The sequence below is a fragment of the Sporosarcina sp. FSL W7-1283 genome (genome assembly GCF_038003105.1).
GTDB lineage: Bacteria > Bacillota > Bacilli > Bacillales_A > Planococcaceae > Sporosarcina > Sporosarcina newyorkensis.
Genome location: NZ_JBBOOL010000001.1, coordinates 1,405,929 through 1,424,984 on the forward strand (window position 1 = coordinate 1,405,929; position 19,056 = coordinate 1,424,984).

The following is a 19,056-nucleotide window of genomic DNA, read 5'->3' on the forward strand; positions in this document are numbered from 1 at the left end:
TGAGATGCGCTTTTCATTATTTCGTAGCCGCTATTTGTGGAACTGCGGATGGATCGATTCCAGCTTGTTCATTACGCAGTCGCTTCATGTCAACACGAATCAAAAGAGAGATTACAAATGCCACAACGAATAATCCGGCGAAAAATAATAAACTGCTTTCGTAACTGCCAGTAGTATCCTTCATCCAAGCCGCAAACATCGGGCCTGCTACTCCGGCAGCGGACCATGCTGTTAAAATATAGCCATGGATCGCTCCGAGTTGCTTCGTTCCAAAAATATCACCGATAAATGCCGGGATGGATGCGAAACCACCACCGTAACATGTATAGATGATTGCTAAAATCACTTGGAAAATGATCGCGTTTGTTGTAAATGGCAACACTGAGAATAATATAAGCTGAACGACAAAGAATGTAGTATAGGTATTCGGACGGCCAATATAGTCTGAGATTGCAGCCCAGCCCAGTCTTCCGGCCCCGTTAAATACTCCAAGTACTCCAACTAAAGCGGCTGCCTGAACGGTAGTCATTCCGATGCTATCAATCGCCAGCGGTTTAGCAGCGGACAGAATCGCAATTCCACAGGTGACATTAATAAATAACATGAACCATAAATAATAAAATCGCTTCGTTTTAATAGCTTCGTTCGCTGTTAGCTGTGCAAGATCTTTTTTGATTTCAGTTTTTCCAGAACGAACTTTTTCGATAAATCCAGGTGGTGCCCATCCTTCTTCAGGTTTTTCAAGATAAAGAGAAGAAAGCAACATGATGATAAAATAAGAGATTCCAAGAATATAAAAAGTGTTTTGCAGCCCCACATTGACAATTAAATATTCCATAATCGGACTGCTGACCGCAGCCGCGAAACCGAAGCCCATAATTGCCAGTCCAGTTGCTAAGCCTCTTCGGTCAGGGAACCATTTAACAAGTGTAGAAACAGGGGCTATATACCCGACGCCCAACCCAATTCCACCGAGCATGCCGTAAGAAATATAAAGCAGCGGCAAAGAAGATAAACTAACTGCGAGACCGGCTCCGGTAACTCCGACACCAAAGAAAGTTGCTGCCAGCAACCCGGCTTTTCTAGGACCATACTTTTCTACGAAGTGTCCGAGAAAAGCAGCTGACAATCCTAGGAATAAAATAGCGATACTGAACGTCAGTTGTACTTGGCTTGTTGTCCAGCCGAATTCATCGATCAATGGATTGGTGAAGTTACTCCAAGCATAAACCGATCCAATGGAAATATGAATCCCAACTGCAGACAATGCGATCAGCCATCTGTTCTTTGTCTTTTTCATTCATAAACCTCCCTTTTTTACTGATAAATTCAGCGAGCGGTTTCTGTGATGTCTAATAAGCCACGTAACATGTGCAAGAGCCCAGTGTCTCGTTCTTTGTCGAAAAAGCTAATTTTACAGCTTTTCTGCCATGTTTATTACAGAGGTCTTTACAAATTTTTCATAGATAAAGAACGTGATTTGGGATTAAGCTGTATATTATTATCAATTCACATTATTGTCAATATTAATTTTTGTCCGCTCTTGAAAAAAGGTTTTTAATTATTTAAGACAATTCTTTCCGGATGTGTGTATAGGTTGAATGAATTTCCTCGGATAAAACCTACGGTAGTAATACCGAGTTCTTCGGCTAATGTCAGTGCCAACTCAGTTGGAGCCGACTTCGATAAAACGATTTCACAACCGATTTTTGCCACTTTCAATAAAATTTCGGATGAGATCCGCCCACTGAAAACAATAATTTTATTTCTTACGGAAATTTTATTTCTTAAACAGTGTCCGTAAATTTTATCTAAAGCATTATGCCTGCCGATATCCATTCTAGATAGCAATAAACGGTCTGGCGCGCAAAGGGCGGCATTATGGACGCCGCCTGTATGCCTAAACATGTCCGCTTGCTCTTCCATTTCGTTCATCAGCGAAAAGATTTGTTCGGTTGTTAACTGCACGGAGACACTGCTCATTTTTTTTGCGGTCAAAACGTCACTAGCAAAGACAAAGCCTTGTCTGCTCATACCACAACACGAAGTGATATAGCGCTTGTTCTGTAATTGCTCGAAAAAGGGATAGATAGTGTCTGTTTGCACATGAATAAAACCATTTTCTGTGTCCAAGTGAATATCTTTTATTTGCTCCCATTTCGGGACAATGCCTTCAGACGCTAAAAACCCCACCACCATATCCTCGATATACTCTGGTGTGCAGACAATCGTTGCGAATTCCTTTTCATTCAGTTTAATGGTAATTGCATATTCTACTGCCACCAGATCTTTTTTTTGAGTAAAATGCCCATTTTGAAAACGAATGATCGGCCGCTGATGTTGCTGTTCCATACTATTTTCCCCCTTTCAATCAATCGAACGATCAAATAAAAAAACCGATACAGCAATATCATCATCAATTTTAAAATCACTGAACAAGTGTAAAAATTTAGCTTCCATCAATTCTTCAAGCCCTTCGGGGGGGGCCTTTGCGTATACAGCTTGAATCATTCCTGTACGCGCCCTGTGAACCATTTCTTTTCCTTCAGGCGTGCTGGCGATAAATTTTTCTGTGGGAGTAAGATTTCCATAAAGCGTCGACACAGCCATATTGTCAACAAATATTGTATGAATTCTTTCGGGCCCTTTGCCGAATAGGTCTTTTCGTAACTTCCTGATAATATCATTGAACATGTGGATTTTTTTCATATCATTTCCTCGATTCATTTAGCAGAATAGTCTAACATTTTTATTACAGGCATTGTATTACATGCTATTTTACTTTATACTAAAGTAAGAATTGATGAGATTCTAGTACGTGATTGCTAGGTTCTTATCGCCTACATGTAATAGTAAGTATGGATTGGTTCTTTAGCAAGTCCTGTTAAGAAACTATTCCACCATGAAAATTGCCGCTTACGCCGGTTTTTTTCATGGTGGATTTTTATCTTTGTTTAAGAAAGGGGACGTGAATATGTCTATTTCAATTAACGGCAAGCCCTTTGACTTCGCAGAGGGGTCAACATTAATCCAAATTATAAATGCGAATAAAATAGAACATCCGCAAATATGTCATTTGCCAGAAGTGGATCCAATTGAAACTTGTGATACATGTATCGTGGAAGTAAACGGTGAATTAATGCGAGCCTGTTCTACAAAAGCAAGAGACGGTATGAATATAGAGCTGGCTTCACCGCGTGCAAAAGAAGCACAGACAGAAGCGATGGATCGGATACTCGAAAACCATTTACTGTATTGCACCGTATGTGACAACAATAATGGCAACTGCAAGGTGCACAATACAGTTGCACTGATGGAGGTCGAGCATCAAAAGTATCCTTACGAGCCAAAATGTTCAAAGGACGCAGTGGATTTCACCCATCCATTTTACCGGTATGATCCGAATCAATGTATCGCCTGCGGTCAATGTGTGGAAGTCTGCCAGAACTTGCAAGTGAACGAGACGTTATCAATTGACTGGGAACGGGATCGCCCAATTGTTCTTTGGGACGGCGGAGCAAAAATCAATGAGTCTTCATGCGTTGGCTGTGGACATTGTATAACAGTTTGTCCATGTAATGCTTTGATGGAAAAGACGATGCTCGGAGAAGCCGGCTTTATGACGAAAATGGATGACGAATTGATGGAACCAATGATTGACTTGATCAAAGATGTGGAGCCTGGCTATAGCAGCATTATGGCAGTATCCGATGTAGAGGCCGCAATGAGAGAGTCTAAAATCAAAAAAACGAAAACCGTCTGTACATTTTGCGGTGTCGGCTGTTCATATGAAGTATGGACGAAGGATCGTAAAATATTAAAGATCCAACCGGTTTCTGATGCGCCGGTGAATCAAATTTCCACATGTATCAAAGGGAAATTTGGTTGGGACTTCGTTAATAGCGAGGAACGGATTACATCGCCGCTCATTCGAAAAGGTGATGAGTTTGTCGAAGCTTCTTGGGAAGAAGCATTAGACTTGGTCGCCTCAAATTTAGGGAAAATCCGTAAGAAGCATGGCCGAGATGGTATTGGTGTGATTTCTTCTTCGAAAATTACCAATGAAGAAAACTATGTTATACAGAAATTTGCACGGCAAGTATTCAAGACGAATAACGTAGACAATTGCTCTCGTTATTGTCAGTCACCTGCGACAGACGGATTGTTCCGTACGGTCGGAATGGGTGGGGATGCAGGAACGATTAAAGATATTGCGGAAGCCGGACTTGTCATTATTGTCGGGGCAAATCCCGCAGAAGGTCATCCCGTTCTTGCTACGCGTGTCAAACGAGCACATAAATTGCATGGTCAAAAACTGATTGTCGCGGATCTTAGAAAGCATGAAATGGCGGAGCGCGCGGACATCTTCATGACGCCGCAGCAAGGAACAGACCAAGTGTGGTTGATGGCTGTTACGAAATATTTAATCGATCAAGGTTGGCACGATCAGAAATTTATTGATGAAAACGTCTTGCATTTTGAAGATTTTAAAGAAGTGCTCGACCGATATACTTTGGATTATGCTGTAGACGTAACCGGTATTTCGAAAGAAGTATTGATAAAAACAGCCGAAATGATCCGTGATGCAGATGGAACATGTATATTGTGGGGAATGGGTGTTACACAAAATACAGGTGGCTCTGATACATCAGCAGCGATCTCGAATTTGCTGCTCGCATCAGGAAATTATCGACGTCCGGGAGCAGGGGCTTATCCTTTGCGCGGTCATAATAACGTGCAAGGTGCATGCGACATGGGAAGTTTGCCAGGTTGGCTGCCGGGTTATCAGCATATTACAGATGACGCAGCGAGAGAAAAATTTGAACGTGCTTATGGCGTGGAAATAGAAGGCAAGCCAGGCCTCGATAATATTCAGATGCTTCATTCGATTGATGAAGGCGTTATGAAAGGTATGTATATTGTCGGAGAAGATATGGCACTTGTTGACTCCAATGCGAACTATGTGCACGATGTATTATCAAAGCTGGATTTCCTGGTAGTACAAGATATTTTCTTCTCACGAACAGCGCAATATGCCGATGTGATTTTACCGGCTGTTCCTTCACTTGAAAAGGACGGAACATTTACGAATACGGAACGACGTGTTCAGCGTCTATATAAAGCACTGCCGAATAAAGGTGACTCGCGTCAGGATTGGTGGATCATTCAAGAGGTAGCAAATCGTCTAGGCGCAAACTGGAATTATACGCATCCTAGCGATATTTTTGAAGAAATGACGAGCTTGAGCCCGATTTTCGCTCAAGCGTCTTATGAAGAGCTAGAAGGATGGGGAAGTTTCCTTTGGGGCAGCCTGGATGGGGAGAGTACACCTTTGTTATATACAGATGGATTTAATTTTCCGGATAAAAAAGCCCGTTTTGCTTTATCCGATTGGGTAGTGCCGGTTAAGTTCCCGGATGAATATGATCTTCATATTAATAACGGACGGATGTTGGAGCATTTCCATGAAGGGAATCTGACGAATAAATCAGAAGGAATTCAAGAGAAAGTTCCGAATATTTACGTTGAAGTATCACCAGAATTAGCGAAAGACCGCGGCGTGGTATCCGGTACATTTGTACGTCTCATTTCACCGTATGGTGCGTTGAAGCTACCGGCACTTGTCACAGATCGAGTACAGAAAAATGAGCTGTTCCTGCCGATGAACTCTGTAGAGAAAAAGTCTGCCATCAATTTTCTAACTGGTCCGGCAACCGATCAACGGACGAATACACCAGCTTACAAGCAGACAATGGTACGTATGGAAGTTTTACCTCAAGAAGGTGAGAATCCATTGCCGAAGAGCAATCACCGTGATAAGAAAAGGCATCCGCAAAACGGAGTGGAAGTAGAGCGTAAGTGGAAAAGGCCGGGGTATGTGCAATTAACAGATCAATGAATCGGGAGGTGAATGGGAATGGCAACACCGATTACTTCTATTAAACAAACCGAACGGACGGAAATTGAAGTTCAAGAAGAAAAATTAGCTGAACTGCAAAAGTTACTAGCAGAGCAAGAAGATTCTATCCAGAAAATAATGGAAATCACCGGTGAATTGCATGATATCGGTGCCTTAGATGCTTTGCAAGCCATGCTTCAAGCAAAAGAAAAAATTGCAGGGATAGCGGTCGGTCAAGTGTCTAGAGAGCCGGTCACCAATATGTTGAATAACTTAATGGCCGCAGCCGGCACTCTAACTGCAATTGATCCGGCCACGATCCAAAAACTATCTCAAAGCGTGCAACGTGGTTTGCATGAAGCAGAGTTGGGTAATGGAGAAAACCAAAAAACCGGAGCCTTGCAATTAATGAAGTCCTTAAACGATCCCGACATCAACCGTGCCCTGACATTTGGCATGAACTTCCTTAAAGGAATGGGAAAAGGATTGAATGAACCAGCCGAATAACAAACCTTTGCGAAAAAGCGCCGAATCCTTCATACTGTAAAGAAGAGTCACGCTTCATTAGAATAGGTTTTCGAAAACTATACGAAGCAAAAACCTTCTCCAACTTTCTTTTATTAGATGGTTGGAGAAATTTATTGATTACAGGAAGTTGGATTGAAACCATTTACAAAGCTATACAACAACCTAGTTGATTTATCGTTGAGAGCAGCGACTTCAACGGGATTAGCGTGACAGGTGAGCCCTCCAGAAGCGACGAGGAGGCTAACCGCATGCCCCCGTGGAAAGCGTTCACTTGCAACGGAAATCAACGGTTTTCAGCAGCAATTCAACGTATCAAATCAACTTATCAAGTAGGAGATGGAGAATACATGTCAACAAGAAGTAGAATGTCAACACACCTAGCAGAACAATCATCTGCACTACAAAATATCGGAAGATTGCTCGTCCAATGCTCCGACAGACCCGGAATCGTTTCAGCGGTCTCTACATTTTTGCTGAATCATCAAGCAAACATCGTGGAATCCAGCCAATACTCGACCGACCCTGAAGGCGGAACGTTCTATCTTCGCATCGAATTCCATGCAGATAATCTCTTGGAGAAAAAGCAGGAATTAGAAAAAGACTTTCAAAAGATCGCCGATGCGTATGAGATGGAATATCGTTTTTCATACGCCGTAGAACTTAAACGCACAGCTATTTTCGTCTCGAAAGAACCTTACTGCTTGATGGAATTGCTCTGGGAGTGGCAAAATGGCGACTTAAACACGGACATTGTCGTCGTGATCAGTAATCATGAGGATGCACGAGAAATGGTCGAAGCGCTCGGAATTCCTTTTCACTACATTCCGGCGAATAAAGACATTCGTCAAGAAGTAGAGCAGCAGCAGATTCAGTTAATGGAAGAATACGACGTCGACGTCCTCGTGCTAGCGCGTTATATGCAAATATTAACACCGAACTTCGTCAGTCACTTCCCGAATCAAATCATTAATATCCACCATTCATTCTTACCTGCCTTCATCGGTGCCCGTCCTTACGAAAGAGCTTTCGGGCGAGGAGTAAAATTGATTGGCGCAACGTCACATTATGTCACAAACGATTTGGATGAAGGTCCGATTATTGAACAGGACATCGAACGCGTAGATCATCGTGATGACACAGTCCAATTAAAGAAAATTGGTCGCCAAATCGAAAGACGTGTTCTTGCGCGTGCTGTGAAATGGCATCTTGAAGATCGTATTATCGTTGAAAACAATAAAACGATTGTCTTCCATTAATAGATGAAACAACCTCTCCGGAATTTTTCGGAGAGGTTGTTTCTATTATATAGAAGGTACTTGTTAATGAATCGCCGATTTGAATGTGGCTCCATGCGTTTCTTGAGTATTCATGATGGTCAAAAATGCAGAGGGATCGATATCTTGTGCGATTTGCTTGAGCTTTGAAATCTCCAGTCTGGTCACCACAACATAGATGACATCTTTTTCATTGTCTGTATAGCCGCCTCGACCATGCAGCTTCGTAATACTTCTGCCCAGTCTCAATCGAATCGCTTCACCGAGTTCCTCATATTCATCAGAAATAATGATGACTGCTTTTGTCTCATCCAACCCTTGAATAACAATATCGATTGCTTTGGACGCGATATAGTAAGTAATGATCGAATACATCGCTTTCTCAGGACCAAGCACAAAACCAGCCCATGTAAAGATAAAGAGATTGAAGGACATAACAAATTCCCCGACGCTGTACGGAATCTTTTTCGTCAATAAAATCCCCAGAATCTCTGTACCATCCAAGGCTCCTCCATTCCGAATAATCATTCCAACACCTGCACCCAATAGTAATCCACCGAAAACAGTAGCAAGCAACGGATCCGTGACGAACGGACCGATAGTCTTTAGCGGGAACTCCACAATTGCAAGTAACGCGATGGCAAACGATGAAGAAATGAAGAAGTTCCTCCCGATATGCTTGTAGCCGAAAAATAAAAACGGAAGGTTACAGATCAATATAAGAACTCCAAATGGTACGCCTGTCAAAAAGTTCAATATGAGTGCTATACCAATAATCCCTCCATCAATGACGGAATTTGGTATGAGAAATAAATCCAATGCGACAGCGGTCAGCACAACGCCAATTGATATAAACAAATATCTCCTGATCAAATGGCCGGCTGCTTCTTTTTTATGCTGCTTGTTCATAAAATTCCCCTTTTCCGTAACTTATACTTTCTATTTTAAAGGAATCTAAAAAAAGAACAAAGTATGAAATCAAGTAAATTTATTTTTCCTCGTTCCAACGATAAGAATCATTTTTCTTCTACGGGCATACGATAATACATCATAGCCTAATTGGAGGAGAGACGTTGGATATTATTAATCAATTGCATAATTATCGCAGAGAAGAAAATGAGTTGAAGTGGGAAGGGACGTTCAAGGAATACTTGGAATTATTGAAGGAACGTAAAGAAGTTGCGCAGACTGCTCATTCACGAATTTATGAGATGATCGAAAGTGCAGGAGTTGAAAAACAAAATGGACGGAAAGTCTATCAGTTTTTCAATGAAGAATTATTTGGTTTAGAAGAGTCAATTGAACGGCTGGTAGAAGAGTATTTTCATCCGGCAGCTAAACGTTTGGACGTTAAGAAGCGTGTACTATTATTGATGGGACCAGTCAGCGGGGGGAAATCGACGATCGTTACAATGCTTAAACGCGGGCTTGAGCAATATTCACGCACGAACGAAGGAGCTGTGTATGCGATCAAGGGCTGTCCGATGCACGAAGACCCACTGCATCTCATTCCAATGCCATTGCGTGATTCATTTTTTGAAGAATACGGTATACGGATTGAAGGAAGCCTATCCCCGTTGAATAGCTTGCGTCTTGAAGAGGAATATGATGGCAAGGTTGAAGATGTTATAATAGAAAGAATTTTATTATCCGAAGATAAAAGAGTAGGAATTGGTACGTTTACACCATCCGATCCTAAATCACAAGATATTGCGGACTTAACAGGAAGCATTGATTTCTCCACAATCGCAGAATTTGGTTCTGAATCCGACCCTCGAGCGTACCGGTTTGATGGTGAATTGAATAAAGCAAATCGAGGAATGATGGAATTCCAAGAGATGTTGAAGCTTGATGAAAAGTTCCTCTGGCATTTATTGTCTTTGACGCAGGAAGGAAACTTCAAAGCAGGACGTTTTGCGTTGATCAGTGCAGATGAATTAATTGTTGCGCATACGAATGAAACGGAGTATCGATCATTCATTAGCAATAAAAAGAATGAAGCATTACATTCTCGACTCATCGTCATTCCAATTCCATACAATCTAAAAGTGAGTGCGGAAGAAAAAATTTATCAGAAAATGATTCGTGAAAGCGATATGGCGCATGTCCACATTGCGCCTCATGCGTTGCGTGTTGCCGCGATTTTCTCTGTGTTGACTCGTTTGAAAGCTTCTAAAAAGCAAGGGATTGATCGCTTGAAGAAGCTGCGTCTTTACGATGGACAGAGTGTAGAAGGCTTTAACGATGCGGACACAGAAGAATTGAAAAATGAATTTATGGATGAAGGAATGGATGGGGTCGACCCACGTTATGTGATCAACCGAATTTCCTCCGCCATTATTCGTAAAGAAGTACCTAGTATCAATGCGCTTGACGTACTGCGGTCATTGAAAGACGGATTCGATCAGCACGCGTCAATTTCTGCCGAAGACCGTGATACGTATATGAATTATATTTCCATGGCGCGTAAGGAATATGATGAAATTGCCAAAAAAGAAGTGCAAAAGGCATTTGTGTATTCTTACGAAGAGTCGGCTAAAACGCTGATGGATAACTATTTAGACAATGTTGAAGCCTATTGCAATAAAAATAAATTACGTGATCCATTAACTGGAGAAGAAGTAAATCCGGATGAAAAATTGATGCGCTCGCTTGAAGAGCAAATCGGTATTTCTGAGAATGCCAAAAAAGCATTCCGTGAAGAGATTTTAATTCGCATTTCCGCTTATGCAAGGAAGAATCAGCGCTTTGATTACCGTTCGCACGACCGCTTACGGGAGGCTATACAGAAGAAGCTGTTTGCTGATTTAAAAGACGTCGTCAAGATCACAACGACTTCTGCTACGCCAGACGAGACGCAGCTCAAGAAGATGAACGAGGTAGTGGCTCGACTGATTGATGAGCATGGGTATAATTCAGTTTCCGCCAATGAACTTTTGCGTTATGTAGGCAGTTTGCTGAATCGTTGACGAAAGAAACAAGGTCCCAGAAATAGGGACCTTGTTTTTTAGTCAATATTCAAACTTCTGCCGCATATGATAGGGAAACAAATTGTTCGAGAGATAGGCGGGGATTCGAATGGAAGAAAACCAGAAAAGTCGTTTTGTTGTCACTGAGGAAAATTGGTCTCTCCATCGCAAAGGGCATCAGGATCAGCAACGCCATCTAGATAAAATTAAAGAAGTGTTGCAAAGTAATTTGCCTGATTTAATTAGTGAAGAAAATATTATTCTTTCGAATGGAAAAGACGTAGTGAAAATACCGATTCGTTCATTGGATGAGTTCAAAATTCGTTACAACCATGAGAAGTCCAAGCACGTTGGACAAGGAAAGGGAGACAGTAAAGTTGGAGATGTCGTGGCGCAAGGAGAGCAAAAGCAAGCACAACAAGGCAACGGCAAAGAAGCGGGAGACCAACCAGGGCAAGATATCTATGAAACTGAAGTGTCGATGGAAGAGTTGGAAGAGCTTTTCTTCAAGGAGCTGGAGTTACCGGATTTGGAACAAAAAGAACAATCCGTGACGACAATTGAAGATATTGACTTTACGGATATTCGAAAAAAAGGATTGATTGGCAATATAGATAAAAAACGTACTTTACTATCTGCCATTAAACGAAATGCGATGAAAGGGAAAGCGGAAATTGCTCCGATCATAGAAGATGATTTGCGGTTTAAAACGTGGAATCCTGTTGAGAAGCCCCAATCAAAGGCAGTCGTACTTGCGATGATGGATACGAGTGGTTCGATGGGGAAATTTGAGAAGTATATGGCGAGAAGCTTTTTCTTCTGGATGACAAAATTTCTACGCACAAAATATGAAACAGTCGAAATCGAATTCATTGCACACCATACTGAAGCAAAAGTTGTGACGGAAGAGAATTTCTTCAATAAAGGAGAGAGTGGCGGGACGAAATGCTCTTCAGCTTATGAAAAAGCTTTGCAAGTGATCAAAGAATCGTATCCGCCAGCCAGCTATAATATTTATCCGGTACACTTTTCAGACGGAGAAAACATGACAAGCGATAATAGGAAATGCCTGGAGTATGTAGACGAATTACTGTCGATATCTAATATGTTCGGCTACGCAGAAGTGAATGAACACCGTAGAATGTCCACGTTAATGTCCGCGTATAAATCGATAGAGCATCCGAAATTTAATTATTACATTTTACAGAAAAACCGAGATGTTTACTTTGCACTTAAGAAGTTCTTTGAAAAGCGAACGGAGGGATTACGCTGAATGATCAGCTAGCATTAGAGCGAGCAATTGAAGAAATAACCGAGATTGCCAGTGGATTTGGTTTAGATTTTTATCAGATGCGCTATGAAGTGTGTCCTGCAGATATCCTTTACACATTCGGGGCATACGGCATGCCGACCCGCTATACGCATTGGAGTTTCGGAAAGCAATTTCATAAAATGAAACTCCAATATGACATCGGATTAAGCAAGATTTATGAGCTAGTGATTAATTCGAATCCGTGTTATGCATTTTTATTAAATACGAATAGTTTGATTCAAAATAAGTTGATCATTGCCCATGTGCTGGCTCATTGTGATTTCTTTAAAAATAATATTTATTTTTCCAAGACGCGTAAAGACATGGTGGAAAGTATGGCAGCGACAGCAGAGCGCATCGCGGAATATGAAATACGCTATGGTAAGCAAAGAGTTGAAACGTTTTTGGATGCCGTATTGGCTATCCAGGAGCATATTGATCCAAGTATCGTACGCGACATTAAACCATCCTCTTCCTCATTTGATGAGCCTATTGCGAGACGAACAGCTTACGATGACTTATGGAATTTAGATCAGCATCCTGTCCTTGGACAGCAAGCGATCGAGATGAATAAAAAGTTTCCCGAACAGCCGGAGAAGGATGTACTGCTTTTCATATTGGAAAACAGCAGAATTTTAACAGATTGGCAAGCTGATATTTTAACGATGTTGCGTGAGGAAATGCTATATTTCTGGCCGCAGCTGGAAACAAAAATCATGAATGAAGGATGGGCTTCTTATTGGCATCAACAAATACTTCGGGAAATGGATTTGACGCCCTCTGAGACGATTGAATTTGCAAAGTTGAATGCTAATGTTCTCCAACCTTCCAAGACTTCCATCAATCCATATTATCTTGGAGTGAAAATTTTTGAGGATATTGAAAAGCGATATGATTTACTTGCGCAAGGAGCAGATGGAAAAGGTGAACGTCCTATGACAGGGCGAGAAAAGATTTTTGAAGCGAGGGAAATAGAGAATGACACATCGTTCATCCGCAATTATTTGACCGATGACTTTATTAAGCAAGAGAATATGTATGTCTTTCAGAAACAGGAGAATATGTACAAAGTTTCGGATCTGCAGGCAGAGAATGTCCGAAATCAGTTGATCGGGATGCGGGTGAATGGAGGGTTTCCGTATATCGTAGTGGAAGATGGCGATTATATGAAAAATGGTGAGTTGTATCTTGTGCATCGTTACGAGGAGACGGAGCTTGATCTGCCCTATTTAGAGCACGTCCTCCCGCATATCCACCGGCTGTGGGGCCGCATTGTTCATATGGAGACGGTACTTGAGAACAAGTCACTCATATTTTCATATGATGGGCATAAAGTGTTCCGGCGATCTAAATAACGCGGAAGAGAATAGACGGACGTCTATTCTTTTTTCTATGATTAATTTAAATTTAGTAAAGTAGGGGCTTTTCATTTCGGATATCTAATGGTATTTTAGTAATACGTTAATTCTTTAGCGTATTAAAGAGAGAAAGAAAGAGGGGAAATAACATGAAGAAGTCGTTCATATTCCTGTTCGCCGTCTTACTACTAGTTATGGCAGGCTGTTCGGACAAGTCCGCTGAAGGGGATAGTCCTGCAACAAGTGCAGACACAGGGAAAGACAAAGAAGTTAAAGAGATCATCATTGGCGTGGATGATAAATTTGCACCAATGGGGTTCCGAGATGATAAAAATGAGCTAGTAGGATTTGATATCGATATGGCAAAAGCAGCGGCTGAGCATATGGGAGCTGAGGCGAAATTCCAGCCAATCGACTGGAAAACGAAAGAAACCGAATTAAGCAGTGGACGAATTGATTTAATTTGGAATGGTTATACGATTACTGATGAGCGAAAAGAAAAAGTATTATTTACAAAGCCGTACTTGGATAATAACCAAGTGGTTGTAACATTAGCGGATTCAGATATTGGAAAAGTAGAAGAGCTAGATGGGAAAGTAGTTGGCTTGCAAGCTTTGTCTTCAGCAGGACCGGCACTGGAGAGTCACCCGATCCATGAAAAATTAAAAACCGTAACCGAGTTTGCAGATAATGTATTGGCACTGACAGACCTTAAAACAGGCCGTCTCGACGCGGTCGTACTTGACGAAGTTGTCATCGACTACTATATGACAAAAGAAGAAGGAGTCTTCAAGAAACTAGATGGTTCTTTAGCGGTTGAAGAGTACGGAATCGGTGTCAAGAAAGGCAATGAAGAGTTACTCGAAAACTTGCAAAAAGCTTTAGATACGATGAACGAAGATGGCACTTCCGCTGACATCTCCACTGAATGGTTTGGAGAAGATAAAGTGCTTCGTTGATTCGAAATTATATATGTTGTATTAAAGTTTTTATATGAGTTTGCTCAGAAATCAACGGGTTCTACGTTGTACTTTGAGTGTAAGTTATTTATTTTAGCGTATATAGCAAAAAAATAGTGTATCAACTGTGTTGCAGAAATTTGAGAGTACTGACTTTCTGCAGCATTTTATAATGGAAGTCCAAGAGTTTTTAACTGTGTTTTTGGAGGAATTAAACGATGAATTTTGACTATTTTATGTCTATGCTGATCCCAATGCTCGAAGGAGCTAAAGCGACCGTCCTATTATTCGTGCTCGCTATCGTTCTTTCGATTCCACTTGGTTTTTTGCTGACACTTGCCGTAAGAAGTAGTATGAAACCAATTTCTTTTTTAGCGCAAACTTATATTTATATCATGCGTGGGACCCCATTGTTATTGCAGCTATTGTTTTTTGTCTTTGGTTTGCCACTTCTTCCGGTAATTGGGGAGTTTCTCGTGTTAGACCGGTTCGTCGCTGCCACATTGGCGTTTATTTTGAACTATGCGGCCTACTTTGCTGAAATCTTTCGCGGTGGCCTCCTATCCATTGATAAAGGACAGTACGAAGCTTCGCAAGTCCTCGGATTATCAAAATGGCAAACGACTACGCGTGTCATTCTACCGCAGATGTTCCGAGTGACGTTACCACCGATTGCTAATGAGTCTGTCTCCTTAGTAAAGGACACAGCCTTATTGTATGCAGTGGCGGTACCCGAGCTGCTCCACTACGCGCAGACCGTGGTCAATCGAGATTTTACGATCATTCCATTTTTCATTGCAGCGGGGATCTATTTATTGATTGCCTTTGCATTGACGATTGTTTTCAAGTATTTAGAGAGAAAGCTGCAATACGATTGAGGAGAGAAAATTATGTCTTTCATTGAAGTACGTAACTTAAAGAAATCATTTGGACCATTAGAAGTATTGAAAGACTTAACTTTTAATGTAGAGAAAAATGATGTTTTGGCAATCATCGGACCTTCAGGTTCAGGTAAGAGTACAATGCTTCGAAGTTTGATTCAGTTGGAGGAAGTAGAAGGGGGCAGTATTGCTGTGGATGGCGATCATCTAGTGAAGGATGGTCTTTATGCTAAATCGGCAGACAGTAAAAAAATCATCGCGAAAATGGGAATGGTATTTCAGCAATTCAACTTATTTCCGCATTTGACAGTCAAACAAAATTTAGAATTGGCACCGAAGCTTGTAAAAAAAGAACAAGCGAAAGAATATAGTGATAGAAGCATTGAATTATTAGAGAAAGTCGGTCTGGCTGACAAACGAGATGAGTTTCCTTCTAGGCTTTCGGGAGGCCAAAAACAACGTGTGGCCATCGCGAGAGCTTTGATGATGAATCCGGATATTTTATTGTTTGATGAACCGACGTCTGCATTGGATCCGCAGCTGACAAAAGAAGTACTGCAAGTAATGAAAAAGCTTGCGGAAGAACATATGACGATGATAGTTGTTACTCATGAGATGGAATTCGCGAGCAATGTCGCAAACCGAGTGATTTTTATGGATAAAGGATTGATTGTCGAAGAAGGGAACCCACAGAAAGTTTTAAAATCGCCAAAGGAACTGCGCACGAAACAATTTTTAAACTATGAATTAAGTGAATAAAAGATAAGAGTAATTTTTTTGTTTAGCCAAGCGAGGTAACTAGCGCTTGGCTAATTACAGTTTAATTATCTCTCTGCTTCTATAATTTTCTTAATTAATACATAATAATGACAAGAAGATCTTCGATTTATGGGAATTTACTTAAAATATCGAATAATGCATTGACGGATAACTTAGTAGAGTGTACGATAACGTATAATTATTGCCTTTTCTGAATATATCGACAAGGTAATAGAGAGAAAAGTATAGGGGGATTTTCTATGAAGAGACGTTGGATGACTTATGCAGCAGCGCTATTTAGTATCGTGCTCATCTTAGCTGCATGTGGAGGGAAAAAGGAGTCATCAGGTTCATCGGCAAACGATCAAAATGATGATAATGAAAAAGAGGGAGAAAAATACACGATCGGCGTGACACAAATTGTTGAACACCCATCTTTAGATTCTGCACTAAAAGGTTTTGAAAAAGCGATTGAAGATGCAGGGTTAGATGTTGAATACGATAAACAAAATGCGCAAAATGACAATAGTTCAAACTCTACGATTGCTAATAACCTGGCAGGAGCTGGAGTAGATTTGATTTTCGCCAACTCTACACCAAGTGCTCAGGCAGCGGCAAGCGCTACACAAGATATCCCAATTGTCTTTACATCTGTTACGGATGCAGTAGCGGCAGAACTGGTTGCTTCCAATGAAGAACCTGGTGGAAATGTGACGGGCACAATTGATAACCATCCTGATGCAATCTCGAACACAATGAAATTTTTGAAAGAACAAATTGGTGCCAAAAAAGTAGGTATGATCTTTAACTCTGGAGAGCAGAATTCACGTCTTCAAGTAGATCAGGTGAAAGAAATTTTGAAAGATATGGACATGGAAGTAGTCGAAGCTTCTGTTGCTACATCTGCTGACGTGAAACAGGCAGCTGAGTCATTGGTTGGTTCAGTCGACTCACTGTATATCATTACAGACAATACAGTAGTTTCGGCTTTGGAATCCGTCGTTTCTGTTGCAAATGATAATAAGATTCCGATGATGGTTGGGGAATTCGATTCAGTTGAAAGAGGAGGCCTGGGGGCTTACGGCTTCGAATACTACGATATCGGTTATGAAGCGGGTGAAATGGCAGCGAAGATTCTAAAAGGGGAAGCAACTCCTGATTCTTTACCTGTACAAGTTCCCCAGAATTTAAAATTAGTAGTGAATAAGAAGACTGTTGAAACAATCGGTCTTGAAATCCAAGACGATTGGAATGCCGAAACGGTAGAATAAGTTAGGAGATGATCTTGCATGTTTTCAGCTGTATTTGGCTCAGTTGAGCAGGGCATCATCTATGCGATCATGGCGCTCGGAGTGTATCTTACATTCCGAGTGCTTGATTTTCCAGATTTGACGGTGGACGGAAGTTTTGTGACAGGAGCAGCAGTGGCGGCCACGATGATTGTATTTGATTACCATCCACTCGTTGCAACACTAACCGCAATTGTCGTCGGTTTTTTTGCGGGATGTATAACAGGCTTATTACATACCAAAGGAAAAATCAATCCACTTTTATCCGGAATCCTCATGATGATAGCTCTCTACTCGATAAACCTTCGGATAATGGGACTGACTACTGAAAGTTCAGTAGGACGCCCGAACATCCCGCTCTTGAATGCAGAAACGATTTTCAGCAAGTTCCAAGGTTTTTGGAGCGACCTTGGAATTGATGGGGCTATAAATGGCTTCCTGTCAGGCCTGGGTATTGAACATTTACCTGCGACATGGGGCACTTTGTTCTTGATGATCTTGGTGACGATCCTGATTAAATTGATTGCCGATTGGTTTTTGCAGACGGAAGTCGGATTGGCTATACGTGCGACGGGAGATAATAAAAAAATGATTCGCAGCTTTTCCGCGAATACAGATACTCTCGTAATTTTAGGATTAGGAATTTCCAATGCATTGGTGGCATTTTCAGGCTCATTGATAGCCCAGTATGGTAAGTTCGCTGATAATGGAATGGGAATTGGAATGATCATCATAGGTTTGGCTTCTGTCATAATTGGTGAGGCGATATTCGGAACAAAAACAATTTTCCGTACGACATTGGCGGTCATCTTCGGAGCTGTCATTTATCGAATTGTGTTAGGTCTTTCCTTGCGAGTGAAGTTTCTTGACTCCGGCGATATGAAATTGATTACTGCGATCATTGTGATCGCGGCATTGATTATCCCGCAAATTTTAGAAAAGAGACGGGAAAAAGCCCGAAAAGCACGTAGACAAGCCGAGCGAATGGAAATGAAAGCAGCACAAGGGGGTCATAGGATTGTTGAAACTGGATCAAATCAATAAAACGTTCAATGAAGCTACCCCAGACGAAAAAGTGGCGCTCGACCAGATTAATCTTCATTTGCATCCTGGTGATTTTGTTACAGTAATCGGGAGTAATGGAGCAGGGAAGTCCACGATGATGAATATGATATCAGGTGCATTGACGCCTGACTTTGGTAGTATTTTCATCAACGGTAAAGACGTAACGAGATTAGCCGAGTTTAAGCGTTCGAAAATGATCGGGCGGGTGTTTCAAGATCCGATGGCAGGCACGGCGCCGACAATGACGATAGAAGAGAATTTGGCGATGGCTTATTCACGTAATAAACGTCGTTCGCTTCATCGCGGTGTAGACAAAAAGCGGAAAGAATTGTTCCGTACGTCTCTTGAAACATTGCACTTGAATTTAGAAAACCGAATGTCCGCTAAAGTGGGATTGTTATCTGGCGGGGAGCGGCAAGCGCTGTCGCTGTTAATGGCTACGTTTACTCAGCCGTCAATTTTATTGCTGGATGAGCATACGGCGGCACTAGACCCTTCTCGTGCAGAGTTGATCACGGATTTGACGAAGAGGTTAGTCGAGCATGATAAGTTGACAACTTTGATGGTAACGCATAATATGCAGCAGGCCCTGGACCTTGGAAATCGTTTGATCATGATGGATAAGGGACAGATCATATTAGAAGTGGAAGAAGAAGAAAAGCAAGGCTTGACAATTGCGAAGCTGATGGATGAATTCCAACGAATTCGTGGTGAGCAGTTGACAAGTGATGCTGCGTTGCTATCTGTATAAATAAGAAATAGC

At 41.5% G+C, this 19,056-nt stretch carries 16 protein-coding genes; 12 read left to right on the top strand and 4 right to left on the bottom strand.

The window, feature by feature from the left end; all coding sequences use genetic code 11:
* Positions 1–16: 16 nt before the first annotated feature.
* From MKY93_RS06625 to MKY93_RS06635, 3 genes are all read right to left on the bottom strand, one after another.
* Positions 17–1,300: an L-lactate MFS transporter gene (locus tag MKY93_RS06625; RefSeq protein WP_078817714.1), complete on the bottom strand. Its 1,284-nt coding sequence runs from the start codon at positions 1,298–1,300 to the stop codon at positions 17–19.
* Positions 1,301–1,557: 257 nt separating this feature from the next.
* Positions 1,558–2,352, bottom strand: coding sequence for a formate dehydrogenase accessory sulfurtransferase FdhD (gene fdhD, locus MKY93_RS06630; RefSeq protein ID WP_078817713.1), 795 nt, complete (start codon positions 2,350–2,352; stop codon positions 1,558–1,560).
* Between the two features lie 15 nt (positions 2,353–2,367).
* A complete protein-coding gene (locus MKY93_RS06635) occupies positions 2,368–2,709 on the bottom strand; it encodes a DUF2294 domain-containing protein (RefSeq protein WP_078817712.1) in 342 nt (113 codons plus the stop codon).
* 265 nt (positions 2,710–2,974) lie between these two features.
* Between MKY93_RS06635 and fdhF the strand changes: the two genes are divergently transcribed.
* The 3 genes from fdhF (at position 2,975) to purU (ending at position 7,683) form a co-directional block, all read left to right on the top strand.
* Positions 2,975–5,899, top strand: coding sequence for a formate dehydrogenase subunit alpha (fdhF, locus tag MKY93_RS06640; RefSeq protein WP_340758585.1), 2,925 nt, complete (start codon positions 2,975–2,977; stop codon positions 5,897–5,899).
* An 18-nt stretch (positions 5,900–5,917) separates the two neighbouring features.
* The gene (locus MKY93_RS06645; protein ID WP_340758587.1) at positions 5,918–6,406 is read left to right on the top strand and encodes a DUF1641 domain-containing protein; all 489 of its coding nucleotides are present in this window, start codon (positions 5,918–5,920) and stop codon (positions 6,404–6,406) included.
* A 386-nt stretch (positions 6,407–6,792) separates the two neighbouring features.
* On the top strand, positions 6,793–7,683 hold the full coding sequence (gene purU / locus MKY93_RS06650; protein ID WP_050804657.1) for a formyltetrahydrofolate deformylase: 891 nt from the start codon (positions 6,793–6,795) through the stop codon (positions 7,681–7,683).
* A 63-nt stretch (positions 7,684–7,746) separates the two neighbouring features.
* On the opposite strand, the gene MKY93_RS06655 is transcribed toward purU, so the two are convergent.
* Positions 7,747–8,610 carry a YitT family protein gene (locus MKY93_RS06655; protein ID WP_340758588.1) on the bottom strand — a complete coding sequence of 288 codons (864 nt, stop codon included), beginning with the start codon at positions 8,608–8,610 and terminating at the stop codon, positions 7,747–7,749.
* 164 nt (positions 8,611–8,774) lie between these two features.
* Between MKY93_RS06655 and MKY93_RS06660 the strand changes: the two genes are divergently transcribed.
* The 9 genes from MKY93_RS06660 (at position 8,775) to MKY93_RS06700 (ending at position 19,044) form a co-directional block, all read left to right on the top strand.
* Complete coding sequence (locus MKY93_RS06660; protein WP_009497237.1) at positions 8,775–10,670, top strand: PrkA family serine protein kinase; 1,896 nt, start codon at positions 8,775–8,777, stop codon at positions 10,668–10,670.
* Between the two features lie 109 nt (positions 10,671–10,779).
* A complete protein-coding gene (yhbH, locus tag MKY93_RS06665) occupies positions 10,780–11,943 on the top strand; it encodes a sporulation protein YhbH (RefSeq protein WP_009497235.1) in 1,164 nt (387 codons plus the stop codon).
* Positions 11,934–13,337 carry a SpoVR family protein gene (locus MKY93_RS06670; RefSeq protein WP_340760912.1) on the top strand — a complete coding sequence of 468 codons (1,404 nt, stop codon included), beginning with the start codon at positions 11,934–11,936 and terminating at the stop codon, positions 13,335–13,337. Before yhbH ends, MKY93_RS06670 begins: the two co-directional genes overlap by 10 nt.
* Positions 13,338–13,489: 152 nt before the next feature.
* Positions 13,490–14,299, top strand: coding sequence for an amino acid ABC transporter substrate-binding protein (locus MKY93_RS06675; RefSeq protein ID WP_340758590.1), 810 nt, complete (start codon positions 13,490–13,492; stop codon positions 14,297–14,299).
* A gap of 218 nt (positions 14,300–14,517) precedes the next feature.
* Positions 14,518–15,177 (top strand): amino acid ABC transporter permease, encoded by a 660-nt coding sequence (locus tag MKY93_RS06680; protein WP_340758591.1) that lies wholly within the window; start codon positions 14,518–14,520, stop codon positions 15,175–15,177.
* 12 nt (positions 15,178–15,189) lie between these two features.
* A complete protein-coding gene (locus MKY93_RS06685) occupies positions 15,190–15,939 on the top strand; it encodes an amino acid ABC transporter ATP-binding protein (protein WP_340758592.1) in 750 nt (249 codons plus the stop codon).
* A 260-nt stretch (positions 15,940–16,199) separates the two neighbouring features.
* On the top strand, positions 16,200–17,210 hold the full coding sequence (locus tag MKY93_RS06690; RefSeq protein WP_340758593.1) for an ABC transporter substrate-binding protein: 1,011 nt from the start codon (positions 16,200–16,202) through the stop codon (positions 17,208–17,210).
* 18 nt (positions 17,211–17,228) lie between these two features.
* Positions 17,229–18,272 carry an ABC transporter permease gene (locus MKY93_RS06695; protein ID WP_078817708.1) on the top strand — a complete coding sequence of 348 codons (1,044 nt, stop codon included), beginning with the start codon at positions 17,229–17,231 and terminating at the stop codon, positions 18,270–18,272.
* Entirely contained in the window at positions 18,247–19,044 is a 798-nt protein-coding gene (locus tag MKY93_RS06700) for an ABC transporter ATP-binding protein (RefSeq protein ID WP_340758594.1), read from the top strand. Before MKY93_RS06695 ends, MKY93_RS06700 begins: the two co-directional genes overlap by 26 nt.
* Positions 19,045–19,056: the final 12 nt, after the last annotated feature.

Coding starts and splice junctions, on each gene's coding strand:
- MKY93_RS06625 (WP_078817714.1), bottom strand. CDS start 1,300: ATGAAAAAGACAAAGAACAGATGGCTGATCGCATTGTCTGCAGTTGGG.
- fdhD (WP_078817713.1), bottom strand. CDS start 2,352: ATGGAACAGCAACATCAGCGGCCGATCATTCGTTTTCAAAATGGGCAT.
- MKY93_RS06635 (WP_078817712.1), bottom strand. CDS start 2,709: ATGAAAAAAATCCACATGTTCAATGATATTATCAGGAAGTTACGAAAA.
- fdhF (WP_340758585.1), top strand. CDS start 2,975: ATGTCTATTTCAATTAACGGCAAGCCCTTTGACTTCGCAGAGGGGTCA.
- MKY93_RS06645 (WP_340758587.1), top strand. CDS start 5,918: ATGGCAACACCGATTACTTCTATTAAACAAACCGAACGGACGGAAATT.
- purU (WP_050804657.1), top strand. CDS start 6,793: ATGTCAACACACCTAGCAGAACAATCATCTGCACTACAAAATATCGGA.
- MKY93_RS06655 (WP_340758588.1), bottom strand. CDS start 8,610: ATGAACAAGCAGCATAAAAAAGAAGCAGCCGGCCATTTGATCAGGAGA.
- yhbH (WP_009497235.1), top strand. CDS start 10,780: ATGGAAGAAAACCAGAAAAGTCGTTTTGTTGTCACTGAGGAAAATTGG.
- MKY93_RS06675 (WP_340758590.1), top strand. CDS start 13,490: ATGAAGAAGTCGTTCATATTCCTGTTCGCCGTCTTACTACTAGTTATG.
- MKY93_RS06680 (WP_340758591.1), top strand. CDS start 14,518: ATGAATTTTGACTATTTTATGTCTATGCTGATCCCAATGCTCGAAGGA.
- MKY93_RS06685 (WP_340758592.1), top strand. CDS start 15,190: ATGTCTTTCATTGAAGTACGTAACTTAAAGAAATCATTTGGACCATTA.
- MKY93_RS06690 (WP_340758593.1), top strand. CDS start 16,200: ATGAAGAGACGTTGGATGACTTATGCAGCAGCGCTATTTAGTATCGTG.
- MKY93_RS06695 (WP_078817708.1), top strand. CDS start 17,229: ATGTTTTCAGCTGTATTTGGCTCAGTTGAGCAGGGCATCATCTATGCG.